The organism is Granulicella aggregans (assembly GCF_014203275.1).
In the GTDB taxonomy this organism is placed as follows: Bacteria; Acidobacteriota; Terriglobia; order Terriglobales; family Acidobacteriaceae; genus Edaphobacter.
In genome coordinates, this window is the sequence record NZ_JACHIP010000021.1 from 17,175 (window position 1) to 43,203 (window position 26,029).

The window sequence follows — 26,029 nt, forward strand, 5'->3', positions numbered from 1 at the left end:
GCAAGCACACAAGGCACTAGCTCAAAAGGATAGCCATGCGAATTACAAAGAACGAGACTGTCCATGCAATCTGGGTGAAATTTAGCAGAATGCTGCGCTTCATGGTTCCTCCACTGTGGTTATTCACAGCGCGGTATAGTTGTGCTGTCAGGAACGGTATTCGAACTGTCACGATTTGTAGGTTTGAATAGGGATGAATGTGAGCGGTGTTTCAAAGGTCATGAATGAAGCAAAGCCGAGCCGAGAAATGATTACGCTTGTTCTGCTTGATGCAAAGTTGATCAAACTGAGCGATCAATGTCGAAAGATCTCTGCCGTAGCATCCCCGGCACGTTTCTATGGTGTACCGGAGGGCGGGACGTTCGTCGTAATGCGTTTGGAGAAGAACTCACGAATAATTGTTCCACCAGCTTTCCCGGCGATTCCAATGGCGGCATTGGTGAACACCAGCCCGATGCCTCGGTCTGCGTGGGGATAATACAGATTAGAAATTGCGCCCGATCCTATGTCGCCGAGGAAATACGAATAGTTGGGCATTGGCTTCCCATTGTCACCGCGGGTGATGATTGCATAACTTGCCGCATGGATCAATCGAGACTTGATGGTTCCTGTCCCCTGGTAAAAATAACGCGGATCTTGGTGAAAAAGTGAGGGGAAGACTGCATGGCTCAGGAAGTCACTGGTTCGCCCGTCTCCAAATTGAGCGGCAAAGCGCTTGCCGTAGCCGGCTGCCCCGTACCCATAGCCTGGATACTTGTCATTTGCCTGCTCAATACCGGCGGCAAGACCGACACCAATCAGCGAAACGGGATCGAATGTGTCATGACTAGCAAGTGAGAATTTTTGCTTTATTGTCATCGGAGCGGGGTCGTGAACATAGCTTATATAAAAGTTCGGAATTACGCCGATGAACCGCTGCTTCTCTTCCGCCTTTATCTGTTCAGCAGCGATCACTTCGGTGGGACGAACCGTCACCTCCGTCGTGGCTGAGGCAACCGACAAAGCGATACTCGGGACCATATAGGACTGGTCTGGGGAAAGCGTAAATTCCGCTGTGGTGTAAGACGCAAAACCTTTGGCGTTTACGATCACAAGATAGGAACCAGCGGGCAGTTTCGTAAAGACGAAGTCCCCGCCCGCGGCGGAGAAAAGCGTGTGCAACGGTATTCCGTCTCTGTGGGTCAAGCTGACCTGCGCCCCTGGAATCTCAGCTCCGCTGGTGTCCAATATGGTGCCAGCGACACTGGCTGTGCCTACCGCAGAGGGTGTTTGCGCCGCCGGGCCCAGGACATCTACCTGGGGAGATGGAGCATCCGGCAGAGAACTGCTGCTACTCGTCTCAAGCTTGGCGGTTTTTTGTTGGGCGTGTGCAGTTGCCCCGAGCAGGCAGAGCAACAGAGGCGAAGCGCAAAGGATCGACGGCAGAGGCCACCTTGACTCTGTTGAATCTAGCCTCCCGCGTCGGGAAGGAGCCGCGGAGCGGAGTGCATCCAGACCGAGCATAACGGCGCCACGAATAACCAGTTCCATAGTTGATCTACCCTCGAAGGCTTGTTGAATATCGGGTGGCCCCACATGCGGATGCGTACCCCATGTGGGGAAGGAAAGTCACGGTAACAACGGGAATTACAGCATCTCACCGCGGGCAGCCGTGGCGTGGATCGTTCTGGTCTGGCCCCACTTTTTAGGACCTACGATATCGAAGGTCATGGTGTCCCCGACGAGATGACCAGTTGCATTGAACTGTTTTTTTTGCGAGGTGAAGCTGAAGGTCAACGTGTCCGCTGCGATCTTGCCATTCTCAATCGGCGAGGCGGCTCCCTTTGGAGGCGTCCAATTGCCGGTGATAGCGTCCCCCGATTGGGTGAGCACAAGGGTTGTCGCCTCTGATTTTCCATCAGGTAGTACATACCATTTGCCGACTGCAATCGCTGCTTGAGCATAGATGGGGACTGACAGTGCAAGCATCGCCAATACTGCAGGCAATACGCTAACGATCGGACTTTTCTTCATTCGTGGATCTCCTGTAGTAGCAGGTGTTCGACTCGCGGCGGTTCATTCTAGGTTGCCGATTGTTTGAAGTTTCGAACTACGTCTGAGATGGTTGCGTAAGAGACACGCTGCCCCATCCAATGCGATTCTCTTGATCGCTATGAGAGACCGCCAAACTCGCGATTGAGCGCAACAATAGGCCACGCGGGCATCGAGGATAAGCGAAGTTGTCTGCCTCTGAAGCGAACAAGCTGTCGCCACGACGACCATCCGCATATACATGAACTTAAGCCATCACAGATGGGCGTGCAGTCAGGAAACGTAGGCGCTGTGTAAGGATTTGTATAGAGAGAGTAATGCAACTGTCTGGCGGCTGTTCTTTCCCGTATATATCAAAGCAGGGATCATAATTGAAAGGGAGGGCACGTGCCTCATCATCGTCACGAGCGGCGCGGCTGGGTGAAGGCACGAGTGCCCATGTATCGACTCTTCGTAACCATTTTCTTGTGGTTTTGGATCGCAGCGTGGGGCATGTTTGCTATGGTGTTCCTAATAAACGACCTGAAAGGCATACGGCAGGTCTACGCACCCAGTATGTATGCGACGATTGCTCCCGTTCTCGCTGCGGAGGCCGTTCGGACGTATGAAGTAGGCGGCCCGGATGCGTTTGCTGTTTTTTCGCAGCGCGACTTTCATCAGAATCGCCGTATCTTCCTGCTGGACGGATTCTACAAAGACGTGTTGGGTGGGTCGCTGACGGACGACGGCCTTAGAGTTGCCCACGCGACGAGAAACGGACAGCTTTTCATGCTCGGTAGGAACATCGCGGCATATAAGCTTGTGTCTGCTTCAGGACGTCCTTACATCCTGCTCATCTACCTCACGAAGTCCTTGTGGATCGAGTTGATCGACGCGCTAGTGGGAAGAAACCTCCCGTACACGATCGGCCTCTTTCTTCTGGTGACCGCACTTTGCTTTGTACTTGCGTACCATATTGCGGCGCCGATTCACAGCATCCAGTCAACAGCGCGAAGAGTTGCGCAAGGCGATCTGAAAGCTCGCGTCCCAAGCAATGTGGCGAAGCGCTTCGATGAACTGTCAGCTCTGGCGAAAGACTTCGATTCGATGGTCGATCGTCTTGAGTTGCTGATTGAAACGCAAAGAAGTCTTTTGAACTCCGTATCGCATGAGCTGCGCTCGCCACTTGCAAGGATCAATCTGGCGGTTGCCATGCTGAAAGAACGCTATGCAGCGGATGCCGACGATATGCTTCAGCATCTGGATCGAGATGTCGAAAGAATTGATGTACTGATCGGTCAACTCTTGATCCTCTCGCGGCTAGAGTCTGGGCTTTCCTCATCGGAGCGAGAAGAAGTGGACCTTGCGCAACTCGTCGAGGGTACAGTTGCCGACTGCCATTTTGAAGCAGAGGCTTCAGGCAAGTCAGTCAGCTTGCATACGGCGGGCGCATTTCTTCTAAGGAGTGCCGATCCGCATGCCCTTCGGAGCGCTTGCGAGAACGTCATTCGCAACGCAGTCCGATTCTCTCAACCGGGAACCAATGTCGAGGTCCTATTGGCAATCGACAGAAACGGATCGGAACCACAGGTGACTCTATCCGTCCGTGACTATGGCCCTGGAGTTCCAGAAGAGGCACTTGATGCGATCTTTCAACCCTTCTATCGAATCGCGGGCGACGGGCAGGAGCCGGACGGGAACGGTCTCGGTCTGGCGATTGCGGCTGAGGCGATACGTTTGCATCGAGGCACCATCAGTGCCTCCAATTGCCGTCCCATTGGACTGGAAATAACCATCCGGTTGCCGGGCGATCTTGACATGGACATCGCCTAGAGAGGACGTGCGCCATCTGCGCTTAGCGCGAGCGTTCAGAGCGCATAGCAGGCACCAGGTAGCAGTCGTCATTGACGACCCTCGCACGTGCCCTGAGCGCTTGTGGAAGGGGCGCCAAGACGCAGAGCGCACTCCGATCTTGGATCACTGCTCTCATACGGCAGGCTACCTCTATACAAATCCTTACATTCGGCTGACTGTTCCTTACGGCGCAGTCTCAGTGTGCCATTCACACTAGGGACAGCTCAGATACGGATTCATAAAGGAGTTGGCAAGTGATACAGCATCTCGACGAAGACCACCAGGAGATCGGCGCGGATGCTATTCCGCGGCAGGTTAGGACTGAGCGGCCTGTAACAGGCGTTAAGCCTATGTTTGCCCTACTTCTGATCCCAATTCTTGCGGTTGGCTGCTATTTCGCGCTGCATTCAAAAAACGATAAGCAAGTTCTTGCTAGCGCTGAAACTGCGAGCCAGGCCGTCATCATTCACGCCGGGTTGGCGACCAAGGGCGACATCGGTGTTTTTATCGACGCCCTCGGCACCGTGACACCCATCTCTACGGTGAATATCTACAGTCAGGTGAGCGGCAAAGTTGTAGCAATTCATTACCGGGAAGGTCAGACCGTGCAGAAGGGCGATCCACTCATTGAGATCGACCCGCGGCCTTACCTAGCACAGCTTCAACAGGTCGAGGGATCGCTCGACCATGACCTCGGGGTTCTTAAACAGGCAGAGATCGACCTTGCGCGCTACAAGGATGCGTTCGCTGAACACGCAGTTGCCAAGCAGATTCTCGATGACCAGGAGCAAGCGGTCGTTCAGTATCAAGGAACTGTCAAATACGATTTGGGACAGGTCGAGAGCGCCAGAGTTCAGCTAAGCTACTGCTCTATCGCGTCCCCAATCTCAGGGCGAGTCGGTCTCAGGCTTGTCGACTCCGGTAATCTCGTCGCCTCAGGAGTCTCGAACCCGTTGGTGGTGATCACCCAACTCCAACCGATAACGGTCGTATTCAACGTATCGGAAGACCATCTTGGAGATATCCGAACACAGCTTCGGGAACGGACACCTCTGGTCGTTGATGCATTTGATCGCTCGGCTCGAATCAAAGTCGCTACAGGAGAGCTGCTGACGTTCGATAACCAAATTGATACCTCGACCGGGACCGTTCGCTTTCGAGGCGCGTTCACGAACCGCGACTTGGCTCTTTTTCCAAACCAGTTCGTCAACGCGCGTTTGCACGTGCACAGCCTGAAGGGTGTCGTTCTCGTCGTGAACGCGGCGATCCAGCGTAATGGGACACAGGCTTTTGTGTTCGTCGTCACTAGCAACCACACAATCTCCATTCGCAACGTGACTGAGCAAAGCACAGACGGGAACCGGACGGCGGTCGAAGGGTTGGATGTAGGGGAGCAAGTTGCTTTGTCGAGCTTTGACAAGTTGCAGGACGGGACTTCTGTCACCGTCGTGCAACAAGCCGATCATGCGAGTGGTCTTCCGACCGGGAGCGGGCTGTGAGCCCTTCCCGTCCGTTCATTCTTCGCCCTGTGGCAACTGCGTTGTTCATGGTGGCGATTCTGGTCGTCGGCGCCGCCGCCTATCTCAAGCTGCCGGTTTCGGCTTTGCCTGAGGTGGAGTATCCCACGATCCAGGTGCGGACCTTCTATCCCGGGGCCAGCCCGGACGTAATGTCTTCCGCGGTGACAGCTCCCCTCGAGCGGCAATTCGGCCAGATACCTGGCCTGACGCAAATGACCTCCACCAGTTCGGACGGTAGTTCGGCGATCGTGTTGCAGTTCAATTTGAGCCTCAATATCGACGTCGCCGAACAAGAGGTTCAGGCCGCGATCAATGCAGCGCAAAGCTACTTGCCAACCGATCTACCCGTCCCTCCTGTTTACAGCAAGTCGAACCCGGCGGATGCGCCCGTATTGACGCTCGCCCTGACTTCGAAGATCCTTCCGCTGTCGAACGTAGAAGATTTGGCAGATTCGCGTCTCTCCCCTAAAATCTCGCAGGTCGGTGGAGTTGGGCTTGTGACGATCAGTGGCGGCCAGAAGCCCGCGGTTCGCATTCAGGTCAATCCGACAGCCCTATCGGCTTATGGGATCAGCCTGGAGGATCTCCGAACCGCGCTCGTTACCACAAGCGTCAACTCGGCGAAGGGGACCTTCGACGGGCATACGCAAAATTACCAGATTAATGCGAACGATCAGCTGCTCTCCAGCAAGGACTATCAGGATGTGCTGGTCGCCTATAAGGATGGAGCTCCCGTAACACTCTCCGACGTTGCAAAGATCACGGATGGAGTCGAAAACGTCCGCCTCGCAGGATGGATGAACCAGACGCCCGCCGTAATCCTCAACATTCAGCGACAGCCAGGTGCGAATACGATCGCGGTGGTCAAGAGCATTGAGGATCTGCTGCCCAAGCTGCAGGCTGGCCTCCCGACCGGAGTGCAACTCACAGTGCTCACTGACCGGACGACCACCATTCAGGCATCTGTTGCCGATGTTGAGTTCGAACTCATGCTGACGATCGGATTGGTCGTGATGGTCATCTTCGTCTTCCTGCGCAACCTTGCAGCGACGATCATTCCTGCCATCGCAATTCCGATCTCTCTCATCGGAACCCTGGCCGTGATGTATCTGTTGGGGTACAGCCTCAACAATCTTACTTTGATGGCTCTTACCATCTCCACGGGGTTCGTCGTCGATGACGCGATCGTGATGATCGAGAATATCTCGCGCTACCTTGAAGAGGGATATGGACCTCTCGAAGCCGCGCTCAAAGGGGCCGACCAGATAGGCTTCACCATCATCTCTCTTACTATCTCCCTCATAGCCGTTCTCATCCCCTTGCTACTTATGGGAGACATTGTGGGAAGGTTGTTCCGCGAGTTCGCGATTACACTTGCAGTGACGATTCTCATCTCCGCCGTTGTGTCGCTGACTCTGACTCCGATGATGAGCGCCCGCATTCTGCGACATAAGGCCGAGTCCAAGCAGGGCCGTTTCTATCATTGGTCTGAACGCATGTTCGAGCGCCTGATCGAACGGTATGGTCGTACGTTGCAATGGGTGCTTCGTCACGAAGCCGCAACGCTTTTGGTTGCGGCTTCGACATTGGCGCTCGCGGTCTACCTGTACGTCGTAATTCCGAAGGGTCTGTTTCCTGTCCAGGATGTCGGCATCATTCAAGGAATATCCCAGGCTCCGGAGTCCATCTCCTTCGAGTCTATGGCTCTCAAGCAACAGGAGCTTGGGAACGTCATCCTGGAGGACCCCGCCGTTGCCAGCCTCTCCTCCTTCATCGGAGTCGACGGTACCAATGCGACCTTGAACAGTGGGCGCATTCAAATCAATCTAAAGCCTTTCTCGCAGCGCAACATCAACGCGACCAAAGTGATTGAACGGCTCCAGACCAACCTGCAGAAGGTAGCTGGAATTCATCTTTTTATGCAGCCGGTGCAGGACCTTACGGTAGACGATCGCTCCAGCAGTAGCCAGTATCAGTACACCCTGGAGGACGCGGACCAGTCCGAACTGGACACATGGACTGCAAAGATGGTGACGGAACTGCGGAAACATCCAGAGTTAAAGGACATCGCAACAGGCCAACAGATGCATGGATTGGCGGTTAAGTTTGTGTACGATCGAGCGACCGCTTCCCGCATGAACATCTCCGCGGACCAAATTGATTCCACCCTGTACGATGCCTTCGGTCAAAGGCAGATCAGCACTCTATACACGCAGTCAAATCAGTACCACGTCATTCTCGAGGCATCGCCAGAATTCCAGAGGAACCCGCAAAGCTTGGTCTACATCTATCTGCTGGGCTCCTCATCGAGTGGCAGCTCGACCGGCGGTTCAACCTCCGGACGCACCTCTTCCAACAGCGCAGGTACTACAGTTTCTACATTGAGCTCCTCTTCTACGAGCGGGGTGGGAACGGCCCAATCGAACGTTCTATCGAGTTCTAGCGGAATTTCCTCGCTCTCAGCAAAGAGTTCGAATGCGCTTTCCTCTTCCTCCAGCACGTCCTTGTCGACGAGCGCATCATCCAGCCTGTCCGGCACTTCAGGTCAGACTTCCGGATCCACTAGCTCAAGTACGGCATCACCATCGTCGCCGATACCGCTCTCTGCTTTCACCCGCTTAGAAAAGACTTCCAGCCCGCTGACGATTTCCCATCAGGGACAGTTTCCGGTTGTGACGCTTTCATTCAACCTGGGACCGAACACCTCGTTGAGTCAGGCAGTCGCTGTAGTCGAGAAGGTGCAGCGGGGGCTGAATATGCCCGCCAGCCTTCAAACAAGCTTCGAGGGCACAGCTCAAGCTTACAAAGCCGTCGGTGGCAACGAGGGGCTATTGATTCTTGCGGCTCTGGCGGCTGTCTATATCGTGCTTGGAGTGCTTTACGAGAGCTTTATTCACCCCATCACAATTCTCTCGACTCTCCCCTCCGCAGGCGTAGGGGCCTTGCTGGCGCTTATGTTCTTCAAGCAAGACCTGGGAATTGTCGCCATCATCGGAATCATCCTTTTGATCGGCATTGTGAAAAAGAATGGCATCATGATTGTCGACTTCGCCTTAGAGGCCGAAAGAAATAGCGGCCTCAAGTCCGCTGACGCAGTCTACGAAGCCTCCTTATTGCGATTCCGGCCAATCATGATGACAACCCTCGCCGCGCTCTTGGCAGGGATCCCGCTTGCTTTCGGTTCCGGGATCGGTTCGGAGTTGCGACGTCCTCTAGGTATCGCGATGGTGGGCGGTCTATTGCTCAGCCAAGTACTGACGCTTTACACAACCCCAGTGATCTACATCTTCTTCGATCGACTTGGGAGCCGTTTCGCAAGGGCGAAGACGCCTGAGATTCCTGTCAGAGCGACGGAGCGAGCATGAACATCTCTGCACTCTTTGTCAAACGGCCTGTCGGCACCACCCTTCTTGCCGTCGGGGTTTCAATCGCCGGAGTGATCGCGTTCAAGCTTCTGCCTGTCGCTTCCCTGCCTCTGGTCGATCTCTCCGCGATCAGTGTAACGGCGGCACTCCCTGGCGCGAGTCCTGAGACGATGGCGTCCTCGGTCGCCACCCCGCTCGAAAAACAGTTCACTCACATTGCTGCCATAACAGCCATGAGTTCGACGAGCACGTTAGGTGTCACGCAGATCCGGTTGGTCTTCGATATGAGCAGAGATGTAGATGGCGCAGCGCGGGATGTAGAAGCCGCCATCAACGCCGCGCGAAGCTATCTTCCCACCAACCTTCCGGCGAATCCAACCTATCGCAAACTCGATTCCGCACGGGCGCCCGTCCTCGTTCTCAATCTCGCTTCAAAGACTAGCGACTCCGGCACACTGTACGACACGGCATCGTCCATCATTCAGCAGAAGATCTCGCAGATTAAAGGCGTCGGCCAAGTATCGATTCTAGGTGGTTCGTTGCCAGCAGTCCGGATCGAACTGAACCCACAACAGATGAGTCACTATGGCCTGGGCATGCAGAACATCGCGAACGTGATCAGCCAGCAAAACGCGAACCGGCCAAAGGGGCAGATCTCCGACGGAACTACGATCTCCGATGTGACCGCGAATGATCAGATCAGGAAGGCTCAGGATTATGCCCCGCTGGTTGTGGGAATGAAGGATGGCGCTGTTGTGCGGCTCACGGATATTGGGAGTGTCACCGACTCGGTCGAAAACGTTCGATCTGTAGCCTACGTTAACGGCAAAGAATCGGTCAGCTTATTGGTGTACTGCTCTCCCGGAGCGAACGTCATCAGCACAGTCGACGAGATCAAGCACCGTCTTCCGGCGATTCGTGCTTCCATTCCAGCGAATCAGCAACTCCTGGTCACTGGGGACCTTACGACTACAATCCGCGCGTCGGTGAAGGATATCGAGAGAACCCTGATCCTGTCGATTGTCTTAGTAGTGTTCGTAGTATTCCTATTTTTGCGAAACGCGAGAGCCACTTTGATTCCTGGAGTCGCGGTAGCAATCTCGGTGATCGGCACCTTTGCGGTCATTTATTTCTGCGGCTATACGCTGGACAACCTCTCCTTGATGGCGTTGGCGATCTCCACTGGGTTTGTCGTGGATGACGCCATTGTTGTCATGGAAAATACCGTCCGACTGATGGAACTTGGCGTTTCCGCGAGGGATGCAGCACTCAGGGGAGCGGAAGAGACCGGTCCGACCGTGCTTTCAATGAGCTTATCTCTCATCGCAGTCTTTATCCCGATCCTTTTCATGGGCGGAATACCCGGCCGCCTGTTTCACGAGTTTGCATTCACCCTAGTGGTTTCCATTGCGATCTCGATGGTGGTGTCCCTCACGGTGACGCCTATGATGTGCGCTTACGTGCTCCGATCCGAGATCGAGGCGACGCATGGCCGGCTTTATCGATTCACCGAATGCGGATTCGACCACTTGTTGGCTGGCTATCGCCATAGTCTGACCTGGGTTTTGAAACATCCCACAACCATCTTGATCCTTTTCCTGGGCACGCTTGCTCTTAATGTTGTTCTGATGGCGCGCGTCCCGAAGGGCATGTTCCCCATTCAGGATACGGGATCTCTCCTCGGTGGAATCCAAGGGCCGCAGGACGCCTCTTTCGGAGCGATGCAGCGTTCATTGAAGGCTATCGAGGCGGTGGTTCAGACTGATCCGGCCGTCGATGTGGTTACTGGATTCACAGGAAGCAGCTCCGGTCCCGGGAGCAGTGACGGCAGTAACTCCGGCTTCCTCTTTGTAACCCTGAAGCCGTTGGAACAGCGAAAAGTGAGCGCTTCTGAGGTGTTGGATCGGCTTCGTCCGAAGCTGGAGGCGATCCCAGACGCAGCAACTGAATTGAAACCCTTTCAGGACATCCCCTCAGAAGGCAAGGACAGCAATGCCGAATATCAATATGAGTTGTACTCCGATAGCGTGACGGACCTGAGCAAGTGGGGACCAATTCTCTATCAAGAGATGAGAAAGATGCCTGAGATAACCGACGTCAGCATCGACCAGCAGAATAAAGGCCTGCAGGCTCTGGTAGATTATGACCGCCCCACGGCAGCTCGCTATGGCATTACACCGCAACTGATTGATCAATCCCTCTATGGCGCGTTCGGGCAGGCGCAAGTTTCGACCATCTACACCTCGCTCAACCAGTATCACGTAATCATGGAGGCAGCTCCGCAATACACTCAGAGCCCATTGGGTCTGGGTTCTATCTATGTCCACCCCTTCGGCGGACCCTCCGTTCCCTTGGATGCTTTTGCTCGACCCACAAAGTCTACGTCGCCTCTGGCAGTTAACCACGACGGCCTCTTTCCTGCGGTGACCGTTTCATTCAATCTGGCGGCGGCTACATCTCTCGGCCAAGCGACCGCGGCAATTGAGCAGTTGAAGCAGCGGCTTGCCCTGCCGCGGACAGTGCGAGGTGCCTTTCCCGGAACCGCCGGAGGGATGAGTAAATCATTGATCGACATGATCGTCCTCATCGTCATGGCCTTATTCGCGGTATACATCGTGCTCGGTGTCCTCTACGAAAGCTTGATGCACCCGCTCACCATCCTATCGACATTGCCTCCAGCCAGCGTTGGTGCTGTGCTCGCCCTAATTCTCTTCAAGAGTGAGTTGGACGTGATCTCTATCATCGGCATCGTGCTGTTAATCGGGATCGTGAAAAAGAATGCGATCATGATGATCGATTTCGCTCTGTTGGCGGAGCGAATCGAAGGGAAGAGCCCGCGAGATGCCATCTTTGAGGCTTGCCTGCTCCGCTTCCGCCCGATCATGATGACCACGATGGCCGCCCTGTTTGGAGCACTCCCTCTTGCGATGGGACACGGCACTGGATCGGAGCTCAGGCGCCCACTGGGAATTGCGGTTGCCGGTGGCCTGGTGCTCAGTCAAATCCTCACGCTCTATACGACGCCCGTGATCTATCTCTTTCTCGACAGGCTTCGGCTCCGTTTCCGGAGTACACGCAATACCCATGAGTTGCTCGCTCCCGGAGACATCCTCTAGTGGAAACTGCAATCAAGATTCCCGCCCTTCTGCCAACGCCGTGGAACGCTCACAGTCGTGGGTGTTACATCGCACTCTTCCTCTCCGCCGTTTTCGGATTGCAGGGATGCAATGTCGGACCGAAGTACCACCCACCTGTAATGCCGGCTCCCCCCGCATTCAAGGAGCAAGGCCCACAGCAGGCGCCGGACGGCACGACGTGGAAAGAAGCGCAACCACAAGATGCTGCACTTCGCGGGAAATGGTGGGAGATCTATCAGGAACCGGAGCTGAGTGCCCTGGAAGAGAAGGTCGTCATCTCCAACCAGAATGTGGCAAAGGCATTTGCCAACTTCACGGCGGCCCGAGCTCAGGTAGGGCAAGCACGTTCAAGCTACTACCCGACCATCAGCGTAGGCCCCTCGTACTCGCGCAGCCGATCTTCTCAGACCGCTACGACATCATCGAACTCAATTAGCAATCCAAACATCAATTTATTCAATCTTCCATTCGATGTCTCCTGGGAACCCGATCTCTGGGGCCGTATCCGCAATTCCGTGCACCAGTATGCCTACGCCGCGCAGGTAAGCGCAGCCGATCTCGCAAACCAGACATTGGCTGAACAGGCGAACTTGGCGATCTACTACTTTCAGCTGCGAGGGCAGGACGCGTTGGAAGATCTGTATCAGAAGACTGCTGAGGCGGACCGCCAGTCGCTGGCGCTGACCCGTGTCCAGTACCGGACTGGGTTGGCGAATGATGAGGTCGTCGCTCAGGCCGAGATTGCGCTTAAGACTGCCGAAGCATCTGCAACCAACGCAAGCATTGAGCGGGCTCAGTATGAGCATGCCATCGCACTAATGATTGGAGAGCCCGCCTCGTCGTTTTCGATTCCGTTCAAAGCCCTTGCGACCCGGTCCCCTGTCATACCGCTCGGAGTTCCCTCCGAACTATTGGAACGACGCCCGGACATCGCAGCAGCGGAAAGGACTATGGCAGAGGCGAACGCTCTCATCGGCGTAGAAAGAGCCGCCTATTACCCCACGCTGAATTTCTCTGGCACTTTGGGGTTCGAAACGACCAAGTTCTCAAAGTGGATGACTGCTCCAAGTCGATATTGGTCGGCGGGCCCAACGGCCTCTGAAACTATCTTCGATGGCGGCTTGAGAAAATCCACGGTCTCGCAGTACAGAGCTCTCTACGACGCGGACGTCGCGAATTACAGGCAAACAGTCCTCACTGCATTTCAGCAGGCGGAGGACTATCTCGTCTCTCAGCGTTTACTCAAAGAGCAGATTGCGCAGCAGCAAGAGGTAGTTCAGTCGGCCCAACGCTATCTGGAAGTTGCCACTGCGCGTTATAGAACCGGGCTCGATCCATATCTCAACGTATTCACCGCCCAAAGTACTTTGCTCACAAACCAGCAAACGGTCATTACTCTGCACATACAGCAGATGTCCAGCAGCGTCCAGCTGATCGAAGCTCTAGGCGGAGGCTGGCGAGTCTCAAGGTTACCGACCGAGCAAGACGTCAGTTCAAAAAAGCACTAAGCGAAATTGACGCTCGCTAAGATGATGTGTCGGCACTGAGTGAATGCCCGCGACAAGTGGGGACTTTGATGTCGACAGCATCGAACTCCGCGCAAAGATTGGCGAACTTTCTGACGCACAGGATACGATTGCGATTCTTGCCGCCATTAGTTATTTGTTGAAGATAGATTTGCCACGCTACGAAAAGGATCTGGTCGTCAGGCAAAAGGAGATGGAAGACCTTCCGGATGTTCCAAAGCAGCCTTCTTCTGACGAGAAGGATCGTCGCCGGATGAGCGCTGAGGCGATCATCGCAGGCGAACAAAAGTACACCGAAATTGAATGCCCGGTCCTCGCAATCTTTGCTGACCCCTCATGAATGGAGCGGCCCGCCGATGAATGATAAGCAGAAGGCAGCCGCAGCGGCTCACGACGCAGACTTTACCGAGGCCCAGGCGAAAGCGTGGGAGCGGATCGTGCCGACCGCCCAAGTCATTCGGATCCCACCGCAAACCACTATTTTTACAAAACGAATGAGTCTGAGGTTCTGAAGGATCTGGAGGCATGGGTGGATGCGCTGAAATGACGCAGACCCCTCGCTTCATCCGGTTTTTGCCATCAACAACGATGGTTCGTATCCTTCGGGCCACACCTTTGCCGGCTTTATTTCTGCCTATATCCTGATTCGGATGGTGCCAGAGCTGAAGACGGAGATCCTTGCACAGGCCGATGACTACGCCCACAATCGACTAGTGTGTGGAGTGCATTACCCTTCAGACCTCGATGTAAGTCGGCGTGTCGCTTTCTCTACGCCGGGAGTCTGCTCGGTGACCCACGCTTTGAGCGAGAGCTCACAGCTGCAACTGCAGAGGTGCGGACCCAGTTGCATTTGAGAGCGCTCCCGACCGAAAAACAACTCGAACAGCGGGCAATCTGGATGAGACGCATGACTAGGTGAGCGTCGCGGCTCGGGGAGATCACCCGACTTCGACTTGGTTCTCGTTCATGTTTAGTGAGACCGCATTCCAAGATGGCGTGCATCCGTGAGTACCGCTTCACGGATGCACTCCAAGCATCGAGAGTGCCTGCAGGACGGTGGTGTCGGATGAGATTGCACGCCAGCCGGACTTCGACTCTTCGCTCTGCTTATTGATTGCCTTGAAGAGGGCCGCGCGACCATTCAGATTGAGTTTCGTGTTCTTTGTCTTCCACACTCCTGGCCCAACCTCGACACGCCGCAACATATAAGTCCCGCCCTTATCCAACGTTCCAAGAATCCCGTAGCCGAACTGCACTTGTTCCGCCACCACAGCGTCTATTCCTGTGAGACGCATGTTCTTTCTTTCAACATAAAAGGTGCCGGACATACCATGAATCGCTCGCTGTTCAAGGGTTTGCGGCTGAAATGCTGGATCAGGCTTAAAAGCGATCGTTTCTATCCCGTCTGTCTGGCCTCGATCCTCCAGCAAGAACATCTTTGGGAGCGCCTGCATGAGTGTCGCGGCATCCTTGTTTTCCGTCAGCATTGCCGTGTGCATGGCTTCCCGGGCCTGAGCGCTCCTAAGCAGCCCTTGAAGCACCTTGTCATTCTTGCTTTTTTCTGCACCATCAGGCGCATGGCCATCCACGCTAACGAGCAGATCCACGTCTCCATCGAGAGTCTCGATTGTCCGTTCGACAAAGACATGGCCTGCCGACCGCCGCTCGGAGGTGCTTTCCCAAAGCGTATTGCTGGATTGTTGACGTATATCGTTTGCGCAGGCAACATCCATAATCTGCTGGGCTGTCTGTGCAAAACCGGAAGGTGCAAGAGCTAGCAAGAGTGTAAGTAATCCGCTGAATACGAAGGCTCGATGTAAATAGGTGGAGAATGAGATTTGCATACTCAAGTCTCACGTCTTGCACGGCCAAGCAGCGTTTGACTAGTGTTAGCTTTTGTATGGATTTGTATGGGAACGAATTTCTGATTCGATGGTCATGGTTGGAACGAGCGACGGCCTCGCAACCGGCACGCGAGTTGCGATGCAATCGCTGGAGGCAAAGGCATAGCATACGCACCCGATACCGCGCAGTCAGATCAAGGAGTAAAGGACTCTGTCAGCTCCAGGGAATTAGCTTGCGGGCAGCAATGAAGCGAAGGGCGGCCACATTAGGCTTGTTCGACAGCAACAAACTTGGAAACGCTGGACGGCACCGACCAAATCCATTTTCCCTTCAGTGCTACAGTCGCAGGCTCAGGCACCTGAGCGAGTTGGCAGTTCGCCTTGACAACCCGCTGGTACCGTAGGCACTTCACGGGACAGGGTGAGGCCTTCAACGCGTCAGGGGCCAAAACTCGCCGGAAGTCACTGTCGCCCGGAAAGATCGAGACTCTGGAGTCAACACCTTTGTTCTGGACATTCTAATGGACTCTTGCGGTCTCACCCTTCTTAAGTCCACGCCGGCTGTTGCGTGGCGCTTCTTCTTCGTGCTCACGACGGCAATGAGTCGGCTCTACCTGGTGCCACACCTGGAAGATACTGTCCGCATTGACCAATAGGGCCCACGTCGTTTGGACGTAGGCCCATAAACGGAAGAATTGTCGCCGCACTCTTGCGTAATGGAGCTTGCTCAATACTGCGGCAGCACCACGGCGCTGCGTGTCATTCAACTCGCATCCACGATGGACTCCACCAGTTCCATTTGCCCATCAAGGACACAAGCGCCGGTACTAGGAGGGTTCTGATGATGATGGCGTCGACTACAACGCCGGCGGCGAGGGTGGTGGAGATAATCTTAGGAATCTGGTTAGGATCTCCGCTCAGCGAGAGAAACGAGATCATCAGAATGACGGCTGCCGAGGTTACGAGGCGTCCGGTGCGAGCGAGTGCTTGAACGATGGCCTCGTCTGTCGCCTGCAGGCGGTCATACTCTTCGCGGATGCGAGACAGGACGAAAACCTCGTAATCCATCGAAAGACCGTAGAGGCAGGCAAATACAACAACCGGAATCCAGTCGCGAATCGCGGCAGTGGCAGGCACGCCGAAGATAAGGTTTGAGCCATACCCTCGCTGCCAGAACAAGACCATAAACCCAAATGCAGCGCCAAGGGAGACGACATTGAGCAGGACAGCCTTGAGGGCGAGGACTAAGGAGCGAAGCGCTTTAGTTAGGATAGCGACGCTAAGTAGACAAACAATGGTAAGCATCAATGGGAAGTGACCGTAGACTGCATCAGTGAACGCCACATCGCCAGCGGTGGATCCCCCGACCTCTGCCCCTCCTGAAACACCTTGAATACGCTTGCGCAGATCAACGACGATCGCTTTTCCTTCGTGCGTGCCCCCCTCTGCCTTTGTGATCACCGTCAGAAGGCTATCGTCTCCATGACGGAAGGACGGGGTATTGGGCGAGACGACCGCAAAAACTCCTGGAGTCGCCAGAGCAATCGCCGTCGCCTGTTTTCTGCCTTCGTCTCCTCCATGAGTGATCACCTGGACCGGAAAGTCGACCGCGCTGGGAATACCAATGTGAAGAAGTTCTCTGAAAGTTTCAGCTGCTGGCCCAGTTTGCGGGAGAGAGCCAATGAGCGGTTCTGCCGTGTTGATGGAGAGAGCAGGGATCGTAAGGGATCCAAGCACCGCAAGCGCGACCACCGCGGCCAGCCAGCGATAACGCAGAATCAGCCTCGCCCAACGTTCCCAGCCGCGGCTGAAGGTTGTGGAGGTCTTCCATAGACGGCGACGCTCAAGCCAGGGACCCCACGCCGCGAGTGTGATCGGTAGCAGAGTCAACGCAGAGCCCGTGGCAATGAGCGGCACAAGCATACCGCCGACGCCTACACTGCGCAGGAAAGGCACTGGCAAGAGCACAAGCGAGAACAGCCCGACAGCGACGGTCACGCCGCTGAGGATTACTGTTCCGCCGGCGCTGCGAATGGCAGATCGAATGGCCGCGTCATTGTCTAGCCCGCGCTCCCGCTCCTCGCGCCAACGGGTCACTACGATGAGAGAGTAGTCGACCGCGAGTCCGGGACTAAGGAGAATGATCATGTAGGGAACGAAGTAACTGACCGGCGTTAGGTAGGTCAGACCCAAAGCGCTCAGGAAGGTGACCAAAATGGCGGGAAGCGCCATCATCACAGGCACGATCGCGATGGCTGAACCGTATACCAACAGCAGTACAACTGCGGCGGCTACGATACCAATTTCCAATCCAATAACAAGGTTGTGCCGATTGGGCCCCGCATTGGACAACATTTGAGCGAAGCCGGTAAGCGTAAGTTTAGATCCCGGCATTACCGCCTTCTGCATAGCAGGAGGGATGCGTTCCTCGAAGCCAGCGCTCGGCCCCTTGTCAGGATTTGGCAGATCGATCAGCGCCCATGTGGTCTGTCCGTGATCAAGTATGAAAAGCGAATCATGCGTGTTCGCATAGTCCGCGATAGCAACGATCGAGGCATTCGAGGCAGAATCAAAGGTCTTTGCCGCCATCGCTTGGCCAGCTGGTGTATCCATGCCACTCCCTTGCGGCAGGTGAAGCACGGCAAGAAAGGGCTCGAAGGTTGCGTCGATACCAAAGCTATCGAGGATGTGCTGGTTTGCAATAAATCCGGGCTGTCCCGGCGTGGTGTACGTGTAGTCCATGCGGTGCATCATGACGCCTGCATATTTGGCCCCACAGAAGGAAAGCAGCAACCAGAAACAGACGGTCAGGATCTTGTGACGCATTACGAAAGAAGTCATCAGTGTTGTATCTCTTCTTGGTCGGATTGGTATTCAAGAATTGTTGAGGCGGTCGCTTTGCGCAAGAGACAAATGAAGCGCCCGCAGGGCTGGTTGCATGTGAAGCTGATAGCTCGTCCCATCAGCACCGGAGTCACACACTTTCTGCGAGCGGATCTTAGCCGTTCCGTTTGAGTGAGATTAGACAACGCCCGCTTGCGAGAATTGGTCAGGATTTGTACAGCGGTTGTGAAGTTTTGTAAGGCATCCGAAACTCCAATTCGACATGATATTAACGATTCTCTGTTGCTACTGAGTCGCAGCAACCTGAAGATTGCCTGAAAATGCACATCGGTCACTGTTGCCGCGATAGACTGAGTTCGCCAATGCAAATCGGTATGGGGAAGACGATGATTCACGTTTTGCTGGTCGAAGATGAGAAAGCAATGGCGGGATTGCTACGCGCCGCTCTCTACGAACAGGGATTTTCTGTTCAAGTCGCTTTTGATGGCACCGATGGCCTCCATCTGGCGACGGAGTTTCCGTACGACGTTCTGGTGCTTGACGTCATGCTACCAGGCATGGACGGTTTTGCGATCGGACGCGAACTGCGACGCATAAGAGTTTCGACGCCTATCCTATTCTTGACAGCCCGGGATGAATTGACCGATCTCGTCTACGGTCTTGAGAGCGGCGGGGATGATTATCTTACAAAGCCATTTTCTTTTGTAGAACTGACCGCGCGCCTGAAAGCGCTGGCGCGCCGCCGGTCAGAAATTCATTCGGAAATGCTTATCCTTGATGACCTTGTAATCGACACCACTTCGAGAGAGGTGTCTCGCGGCGGAGACATTGTCGACCTCACGCGGAAGGAGTATGTATTGCTCGAGTTTCTGGTGAAGAACAGACATCGGGTCGTTACCAGGCAGAGCCTTATCGATGCCGGCTGGGGATTTGCTACGAATGTTGAGAACAATTCGCTCGATGTCTACATGACCCACTTGCGGGTGAAGATCGATGGGGGGAGATCCGTGCGTCTGCTACAGACGGTCCGTGGGGTTGGATACCGGATTTCCTCCCCTGGGCGGAAATAATGCTCTCTATACGGCTGCGACTCACCTTATGGTATTCGTCTATCTTGCTTGCAATCCTCTTCCTATTCGCTGGCACAATTTACTTCGGCGTCCGGAGGGCACTTCAGGCAAGCGTTGATGGGGAACTGCAGTCTCGCGTGAACGGGGTCGAGAGCTACCTAAACCGTCAAGTGCCTCGATTCGATCTAAACCGAATTCGCGACGAGCTTGAAGAGAACGTCCTTATCCAGGTGTCGAGTACAAATGCCGATCTGGAGCCTCTGGGTGGGGAGATGCTACAGATCTCGGATGGCCAGGGCCGATGGTATTGCCAGTCGCGATCCATGCAGGAATTGAAGATCGCTGCGCCAGTTTCCTCACATGAGACCGGATTGGTGACGCGCAAGGTGACGGGCGCTCCCATGCGAATTCAGACCGCCTCGCTTCAAATCGATGGCCATGCATTCGTGATTCAGGTGGCTGCCTCAATGGCAGGACTCCAAGCTACCCTGGCGCGCATCGCCAATCTGATGGCGTGGTCCATCCCTGTGTTCGTCATCGCCGCTTCCGCAGGCGGCTATTGGCTAAGTCGGCGCGCTCTTACGCCAGTGGATCGCATCATCGAGACTTCCCGCGCGATTGGCCATCATAACCTCTCCCAGCGGCTAGTCGTTCCACAGAGCGGGGACGAATTGCAAAGGCTCTCCGAGACTCTAAACGAGATGATCGATCGGCTTGATCGCGCCTTTCGGCGTGTCACCCGGTTTACCGCAGACACATCTCATGAACTCCGCACGCCAGTGGCATTCATACGAACAACGGCGGAGGTTGCGCTATTGCAGCCGCGCCAACCGCGAGAGTACCAGCACGCATTTGTCGGCGTCCTTACGGAGGCAGAGCGAATGACAACGTTGATTGAAGATCTGCTATTGTTGGCTCGTGCCGATTCAAACTCTGTGCCGCTAATCAGAGTTTCGCTGGACCTACGCGATGTCCTGCGGCGAGCCGTAGAGCAGGTAAGGGATTCCGCGCTTGATAAAGGGATCGATCTCTCTCTCGAGCTTCCCCAGAATACCGCGACCCTAGTGGGCGAGCCCTCTGCGCTTTACCGGTTGTTTCTGATCCTGATCGAGAATGCAGTGAAGTACACCGAGCGCGATGGTCGGGTCAAAATCAGCCTAGTGGCAAATGCAAGAAGCAGTGTTGTGTGGGTACGAGACACAGGAATCGGCATAGCCGAGAAAGAGCTGCCCTTGATCTTTGACCGATTCTACCGTTCCGACAAAGCGCGCCAGCGTGATCTGGGAGGTGCAGGACTCGGACTTTCGATAGCATCGAGTATCGCTGACGCCCATCAAACACACATCGAGGTGGACAGCAAGTTGGGTGAGGGCTCGACCTTCTCAATCGCCTTCCCTCGCTGAGCGACGTCCGCTTCCCTACTATCTCGAGCTGCGAAAAAGGTTTCCTATCGTCCGGATGGGACCTTCGCTTCATTATGTCGAAGCGTCGTGAGCTGCCCGCGCCCAAGACGGCAAGTTTCGATCCCTGCACTTTGACCTTTCGTTCTCAAGCGGCTTCGACATTTCAGTTGATTTTCAGGTAACAGTCATTGAACCGTCACTGTCGCTCCCTAGTGTTGCTACAGTTCGTTCCGCAATCGACACATTTACTTGACACCACAGCCTTGCAGAACAAGGCAGCTGAGGTGCTGCGTTTCTACAAGGGAGATCATCATGAGTCGAGAATCAAGTCACAATCCTGTTTTCGTCAGGCTTGGCAAATGTCTTGCATTGGCCGTCGTCATGTTCCTAGCCGGGTTCACCAATACTCTGCTACTTGCACAGAGCTCGGGTGGATCCCTGTCAGGTTCCATGACCGACCGTTCGAACGCAAAGATCGTCAATGGTGCGATCGCGGTCACAAATACCGAAACCGGAGTCAGCAGGACCGTGACGACCAACCGGACAGGCAGCTACTCGCTGCCAAACCTGCTTCCTGGAGCTTACGCGGTAGATGTGTCAGCCTCGGGATTCGGCAGAAAGCACCTGACCGGCATCACAATTACTGTAGGCACTGCACAGGTGCTTGACGTCTCCCTGGACGTCGAGGGTCAAACGGAACAAATTGTTGTTCCGGCGAACATTGAGGATCTTCAGCTAGCGACCTCCGATATCAGTGCATTCCTAGGCGGTGAAACGATCCGCGACCTGCCGTTAAATGGGCGAAGCTGGTTCGATTTGGCCGTACTTCAGCCCGGTGTAGCAGCCATTCAGGCACAGCGTTCTTTCGCTATCGGAACCGATCGAGGTACACGCGGATTCGGTTCGCAGTTGACAATCTCCGGTGCGCGGCCGCAGCAGAATAATTATTTGCTCAACGGAACTAGCCTGAACGACTATGCAAACGACTCCGGCAGTGTGATCGGCGGCAACCTCGGTGTCGACGCCATCTCGGAGTTTACGGTGATCACAACGAACGCATCCGCGGAGTATGGACGGTCAGCTGGTGGGATCATCAACGCCGTGACGCGCTTCGGCACGAATGCATTTCACGGCAGTGGATACGAGTTCGTTCGCAACAGCATATTCGACGCCCGTAACTTCTTTGACGGTTCTACCCTCCCGTACTTCAGCCGCAACCAGTTTGGTGGATCGTTGGGTGGCCCCATGAAGAGGAATCGCACGTTCTTCTTCGTGAACTACGAGGGCATCCGGCAGAATCAGGGAAATAGCGGCGTGGCAACTGTTCCAACGGCAGATGCCCGAAACGGAATGCTCCACAACGCTGATGGGACCGTGACCAACGTTGGCGTCGATCCATCCGCAGCAAAGTATCTGACGTTCTGGCCCCTCCCTAATGGCGGACTCGCGCCCGGCGGGAACGGAAACATAGGAATCTACAACTTCAGTGAACCGCAGGTCGTTCAGGAGGATTTTGCAGTTGGCCGTGTTGATCATCGTTTTTCACAAAACGATTCCATCTTTGCGACATACCTCTACGACCGAACGCCTTACACCTACCCCGACAGCCTGAACGATATTTTCTTCTTGAGTAAGACCTCCAAACAGATAGCCACGATTGAGGAGACCCACACATTTTCTCCAGTGATCGTGAATACCTTCCGAATCGGACTAAATAGGAACTTTGTCGTCAATAACGTTGGCGCTCAGGCTATCAATCCGGCGGTGCTGGATCCCAGCCTGGCGTCGGTACCAGGTCAGTATGCAGCACAAGTCTCAGTACCCGGGTGGACTGGCTTTACTGGTGGTTCAGGAGCAAGCGGCTCAGACTACGCGTGGACCTCCTATCAATTGGGCGAGAATGTCTTCCTCAACCGCGGCAAGCACTCCATTAAGACCGGCATCGCGTTTGAGCTGATGCACCTAAATGTCTTGAACCATAACACCCTGGACGGGCAGTTCGTCTTCACCTCGGTGGCTGGCTTCTTGACCAATCATCCCTTTGTTTATAGCGCCCCTTCGAGCGGCACGGTCTCCCCGCGCAATCTCCAGGAGATGCTATTTGCGGGTTACGCTCAGGACGATTGGCGAGTCAGCCCAAACCTTACGCTTAACCTGGGATTGCGTTACGAAAATACCTCGGTCGTTCGTGAGGTAAGGGGCAAGCTTTCCAACTTGATCAATATCAGCGATCCAACACCCCAACTCGGTAATTCATTTTTCAAGAACCCAACGACTCTCAATTTCGAGCCTCGTGTCGGTTTTGCGCTGAGTCCATTCGCAGGCTCACAGACCGTTATCCGTGGCGCTTTCGGTGTATACGACGTTCTGCCTTTGCCATATGAATTCATTCTCCCTGCTACGTTTTCTGCGCCATTCACAAAGTACGGAATCGTTGAGGGCACACTCCCGGCCGGTACTTTCTACAGTGGGGCTGGGGCTTATCTCAATCCATACACTCTTTTCGGGACTCACGTTCAGCAGTCTCCAAAGCGCAACTATGTGATGCAGTGGAATCTGAGTGTAGAGCGCCAACTCACGACCGACATGACGCTCTTGGTCGCGTATTTAGGTTCGCGCGGTCTGCACCAGCCCTATTATTCCAATCAGTACAACATTGTGTTGCCAACTGCGACCCCACAGGGGAGTTTCCAATGGCCACTTCCGATCGCAAGCGGAAATATCTTGAATCCAAAATATGGCACTATCCGGGGTCTGGACTGGATTGGCGATTCTTACTATGACGGCCTTCAAGTCGGCCTTCGCAGGAACATGAAGCACGGCTTGCAGTTCCAGGTTTCCTACACCCAGAGCAGAAGCATCGACGACAGCTCTTCCAGCCTGGCGGCGGATTCCTTTGGTAATTCAGTTTCGACACTGCCCTTCTTTGCGCCAGCCCGTGGCCGTGGTCCGTCCGACTTCAATCAAAGCCGAGTTCTGGTGGTTAATGGCATCGCACATTTGCCGCAATTGCATGGAGATCAGCCTGTGATCACTTGGTTGACCAAGGGCTGGCAGTTGGGCACAATCTTGACAGCGAGCGACGGCATCCCGTTCACCCCCATATTCGGATCCGCCGGAGATCCGCTGGGTTCGAACGGTCTTCAGGACTACCCTGACCGCCTGGGCGGCGCTGGCTGCTCCTCGCTCATCAACCCGCGGAACTACTTGAATTATGTAAAAACGCAGTGTTTCCCTGTTCCAGCCCCCGGTGTGATGGGCAACGCTGGGCGCAATATTCTCGTCGGGCCAGGCTTGCTTGATATGGACACTTCCGTCTTCAAGATTGTGCAAATCCCGAAGGCCGGGGACCGCCTCAACGTGCAGTTCCGGGCTGAGTTTTTCAACATCCTCAACCACACGAACTATGCGATCCCAGGCAATACTGACATCTACAACCCCGATGGAACGCCAAGCGCGACTGCAGGCCTAATTACCTCGACAACCACACCGTCTCGCCAGATCCAATTTGGTGTCAAAGCCACTTTCTAGCGACCGCAAATTAGAGGCCACCAGCTCAGTAGCTGGGCCGCTCCGCGTTCACCATCGGAGGAAGTACGCGTCGATTATATATTGTTCACTTTCTGCTATCGATCAGTGTGGCTGCCTTCACGCAAAAGGACCGCGCCGCCTTGTCCGGCCACGCGGCCGAGTCTACCGGAAAGTACGTGGTTGGCGCTACGGTGTCCGCCACGGAAGTTGCTGTCAGCACTACGTGCACCACTGTGCCCAGGTCTTGAAAGCAGTTCCTATCGTAGGTTTTCGGTTGCAGAGATTTCCACCTGGGTAAAAAGGTGAATTTAAGGTTGAAAGTGCATACTCTCGCAATGTTCAAGAAAATTTTGGACTTGGGGTATAGGGACGGTGCCTTCGTGGACGAAGCTGTTGAAGCAAGAATAGGCAGAACCAACGTACTTCCGAATTGCACAGACCTAATCTTCACGATTGCATCTCTGTCGTTACACATCGAGCCCGATCAACCCGTGGATGAACAGGCTACCTCTGATGCAGTTGATGACCTCAGGACATTCCTGCTACGCACATTAATCGTTCTCGTAGAACGCTGGACTGCTGGCTTCCGGAGAAGCTGGAACGCTTTAAGCGGTCAGTCAAGCGAGCTATGGCATACCGCGTGAGTATTCCAACAGGGATCAGCTCAACCCTGCAACAAATCCAGGAGATTTTATGCAATTCAAGGTCACACCAAAAGTCGGCCCGCGTTACTGGACAGCCATCTCAATCGCTAGCATCTGCGGGACAAACCTAGGTGACTACGTTCCCGACGTCCTCAAGATGGACCCCGGGACCGGTCTGCTGCTCTTGGCGGTGGTGTTCGCGGGACTTGTCATCGTCGATCGCCTCAGTAAGCGCGGAAGCGAGGCCTTCTATTGGCTGGCCATTCTCACCGTACGCGCCGCTGCCACCAACATCGCGGACTTTTCTATCGGTAAAGCGCATCTGGCGTACACCTTGGTTGCAACCGTGGTCACCTTGCTTCTTTGCTTTCTCGTCGCCTTACAACTTCGGGTAACTCCGCGATCTTCGACAGGCGACTTGCCCCCAACGAGCGGCTTCTATTGGCTCTGTATGTTGACAGCTGGCACGCTTGGCACAGTTATCGGTGACGGCCTTGGCCATTCCTTCTCTTCAGTCTCGATCGGCGTACCCATGTCGGCGGGGCTATCGACCGTCGTTCTTGCGACCCTTCTGGGTGTTAGGGCTCGCACGGTACTGAACTCAATCGTCAGCTATTGGATCGTCGTTGTTGCAGTGCGGTGGTGGGGTACTAATGTCGGAGACATCCTGGCGTTTGTCATGTCTTTGTCGCTTAGCCTCGTCGTCTCCGGGCTCTTGCTAGCCCTCACTCTCGTGCTATGGCGCAAGCGGGAGACCCAGCGTGGTATCGGGGAAAGCGCGGTCGGCGCCTGACGCACCTATAAGCAGATCCGAGGAGGACCGTCATTCCTACAACCTGGGGTCGGGGAGGCGGCTAGAATGCTCACTCCCTACACGACAGGCCCAGCCCGTCTGCAAATGAGTCGCCCAAAAAAAATGGGTCAACGCTAGCCAGCGGTAAACGCGCATTCGCATCCCCAATGGTAAAAGCAGTGGAAGTCGCGAAACTAGGGACTATTCCATGGCTCACTCCTTTATCTCAAACTAGTGAGCCGAGGAAACTGACGATCTCCTGAAGCTGAGTAGATCTCGAATCGCCGCCACCGATTAGCAGCGGTTTGCCGTCTAGACCGAGCGCTCTGCTCACAGTCCGGCGTTGGTTCTGTATCTCCCTGATTGCTTCTGGAAGCACTGCACGCTGGCCGTCCCGTAGGCCTCATACAAATTCTTACACTTACGTACATGTCTTGACGGACATGCGGTTCTCTATCGGTCATATTGGTATGCACGCCCACTCTAGG

16 protein-coding genes are annotated in these 26,029 nt (G+C 54.8%); 12 read left to right on the top strand and 4 right to left on the bottom strand.

The window, feature by feature from the left end; all coding sequences use genetic code 11:
- Positions 1-336: 336 nt before the first annotated feature.
- Both HDF16_RS26705 and HDF16_RS26710 read right to left on the bottom strand, forming a co-directional pair.
- Positions 337-1,395: a carboxypeptidase-like regulatory domain-containing protein gene (locus HDF16_RS26705; protein ID WP_432432295.1), complete on the bottom strand. Its 1,059-nt coding sequence runs from the start codon at positions 1,393-1,395 to the stop codon at positions 337-339.
- 231 nt (positions 1,396-1,626) lie between these two features.
- Positions 1,627-2,013, bottom strand: coding sequence for a hypothetical protein (locus HDF16_RS26710; RefSeq protein ID WP_184223431.1), 387 nt, complete (start codon positions 2,011-2,013; stop codon positions 1,627-1,629).
- A gap of 519 nt (positions 2,014-2,532) precedes the next feature.
- On the opposite strand from HDF16_RS26710, the gene HDF16_RS26715 reads away from it, so the two are divergent.
- The 7 genes from HDF16_RS26715 (at position 2,533) to HDF16_RS32240 (ending at position 14,266) form a co-directional block, all read left to right on the top strand.
- Positions 2,533-3,843 carry an ATP-binding protein gene (locus HDF16_RS26715; protein WP_184223433.1) on the top strand — a complete coding sequence of 437 codons (1,311 nt, stop codon included), beginning with the start codon at positions 2,533-2,535 and terminating at the stop codon, positions 3,841-3,843.
- 275 nt (positions 3,844-4,118) lie between these two features.
- Complete coding sequence (locus HDF16_RS26720) at positions 4,119-5,363, top strand: efflux RND transporter periplasmic adaptor subunit (protein ID WP_184223435.1); 1,245 nt, start codon at positions 4,119-4,121, stop codon at positions 5,361-5,363.
- On the top strand, positions 5,360-8,749 hold the full coding sequence (locus HDF16_RS26725; protein WP_184223436.1) for an efflux RND transporter permease subunit: 3,390 nt from the start codon (positions 5,360-5,362) through the stop codon (positions 8,747-8,749). Before HDF16_RS26720 ends, HDF16_RS26725 begins: the two co-directional genes overlap by 4 nt.
- A complete protein-coding gene (locus HDF16_RS26730) occupies positions 8,746-11,865 on the top strand; it encodes an efflux RND transporter permease subunit (protein ID WP_184223438.1) in 3,120 nt (1,039 codons plus the stop codon). Before HDF16_RS26725 ends, HDF16_RS26730 begins: the two co-directional genes overlap by 4 nt.
- The gene (locus HDF16_RS26735; protein WP_348641445.1) at positions 11,865-13,394 is read left to right on the top strand and encodes an efflux transporter outer membrane subunit; all 1,530 of its coding nucleotides are present in this window, start codon (positions 11,865-11,867) and stop codon (positions 13,392-13,394) included. The genes HDF16_RS26730 and HDF16_RS26735 overlap by 1 nt, the downstream gene beginning before the upstream one ends.
- A gap of 43 nt (positions 13,395-13,437) precedes the next feature.
- Entirely contained in the window at positions 13,438-13,752 is a 315-nt protein-coding gene (locus HDF16_RS26740; RefSeq protein WP_184223440.1) for a hypothetical protein, read from the top strand.
- Positions 13,753-13,990: 238 nt separating this feature from the next.
- Entirely contained in the window at positions 13,991-14,266 is a 276-nt protein-coding gene (locus HDF16_RS32240) for a phosphatase PAP2 family protein (RefSeq protein ID WP_184223459.1), read from the top strand.
- A gap of 162 nt (positions 14,267-14,428) precedes the next feature.
- Here HDF16_RS32240 and HDF16_RS26750 read toward each other — a convergent pair whose 3' ends face one another.
- Complete coding sequence (locus HDF16_RS26750) at positions 14,429-14,707, bottom strand: hypothetical protein (protein WP_184223442.1); 279 nt, start codon at positions 14,705-14,707, stop codon at positions 14,429-14,431.
- A 36-nt stretch (positions 14,708-14,743) separates the two neighbouring features.
- Here HDF16_RS26750 and HDF16_RS26755 point away from each other — a divergent pair, with 36 nt between their 5' ends.
- Positions 14,744-15,190: a hypothetical protein gene (locus HDF16_RS26755; RefSeq protein ID WP_184223445.1), complete on the top strand. Its 447-nt coding sequence runs from the start codon at positions 14,744-14,746 to the stop codon at positions 15,188-15,190.
- Positions 15,191-16,015: 825 nt separating this feature from the next.
- Here HDF16_RS26755 and HDF16_RS26760 read toward each other — a convergent pair.
- The gene (locus HDF16_RS26760; protein WP_184223447.1) at positions 16,016-18,097 is read right to left on the bottom strand and encodes an MMPL family transporter; all 2,082 of its coding nucleotides are present in this window, start codon (positions 18,095-18,097) and stop codon (positions 16,016-16,018) included.
- 365 nt (positions 18,098-18,462) lie between these two features.
- Here HDF16_RS26760 and HDF16_RS26765 point away from each other — a divergent pair, with 365 nt between their 5' ends.
- From HDF16_RS26765 to HDF16_RS26785, 4 genes are all read left to right on the top strand, one after another.
- Positions 18,463-19,170 (top strand): response regulator transcription factor, encoded by a 708-nt coding sequence (locus HDF16_RS26765; RefSeq protein ID WP_221313236.1) that lies wholly within the window; start codon positions 18,463-18,465, stop codon positions 19,168-19,170.
- Positions 19,170-20,573 carry a sensor histidine kinase gene (locus tag HDF16_RS26770; RefSeq protein WP_221313238.1) on the top strand — a complete coding sequence of 468 codons (1,404 nt, stop codon included), beginning with the start codon at positions 19,170-19,172 and terminating at the stop codon, positions 20,571-20,573. The genes HDF16_RS26765 and HDF16_RS26770 overlap by 1 nt, the downstream gene beginning before the upstream one ends.
- Positions 20,574-20,885: 312 nt before the next feature.
- The gene (locus tag HDF16_RS26775) at positions 20,886-24,104 is read left to right on the top strand and encodes a TonB-dependent receptor (protein WP_184223451.1); all 3,219 of its coding nucleotides are present in this window, start codon (positions 20,886-20,888) and stop codon (positions 24,102-24,104) included.
- A gap of 693 nt (positions 24,105-24,797) precedes the next feature.
- A complete protein-coding gene (locus HDF16_RS26785; protein WP_184223455.1) occupies positions 24,798-25,541 on the top strand; it encodes a hypothetical protein in 744 nt (247 codons plus the stop codon).
- Positions 25,542-26,029 lie beyond the last annotated feature (488 nt).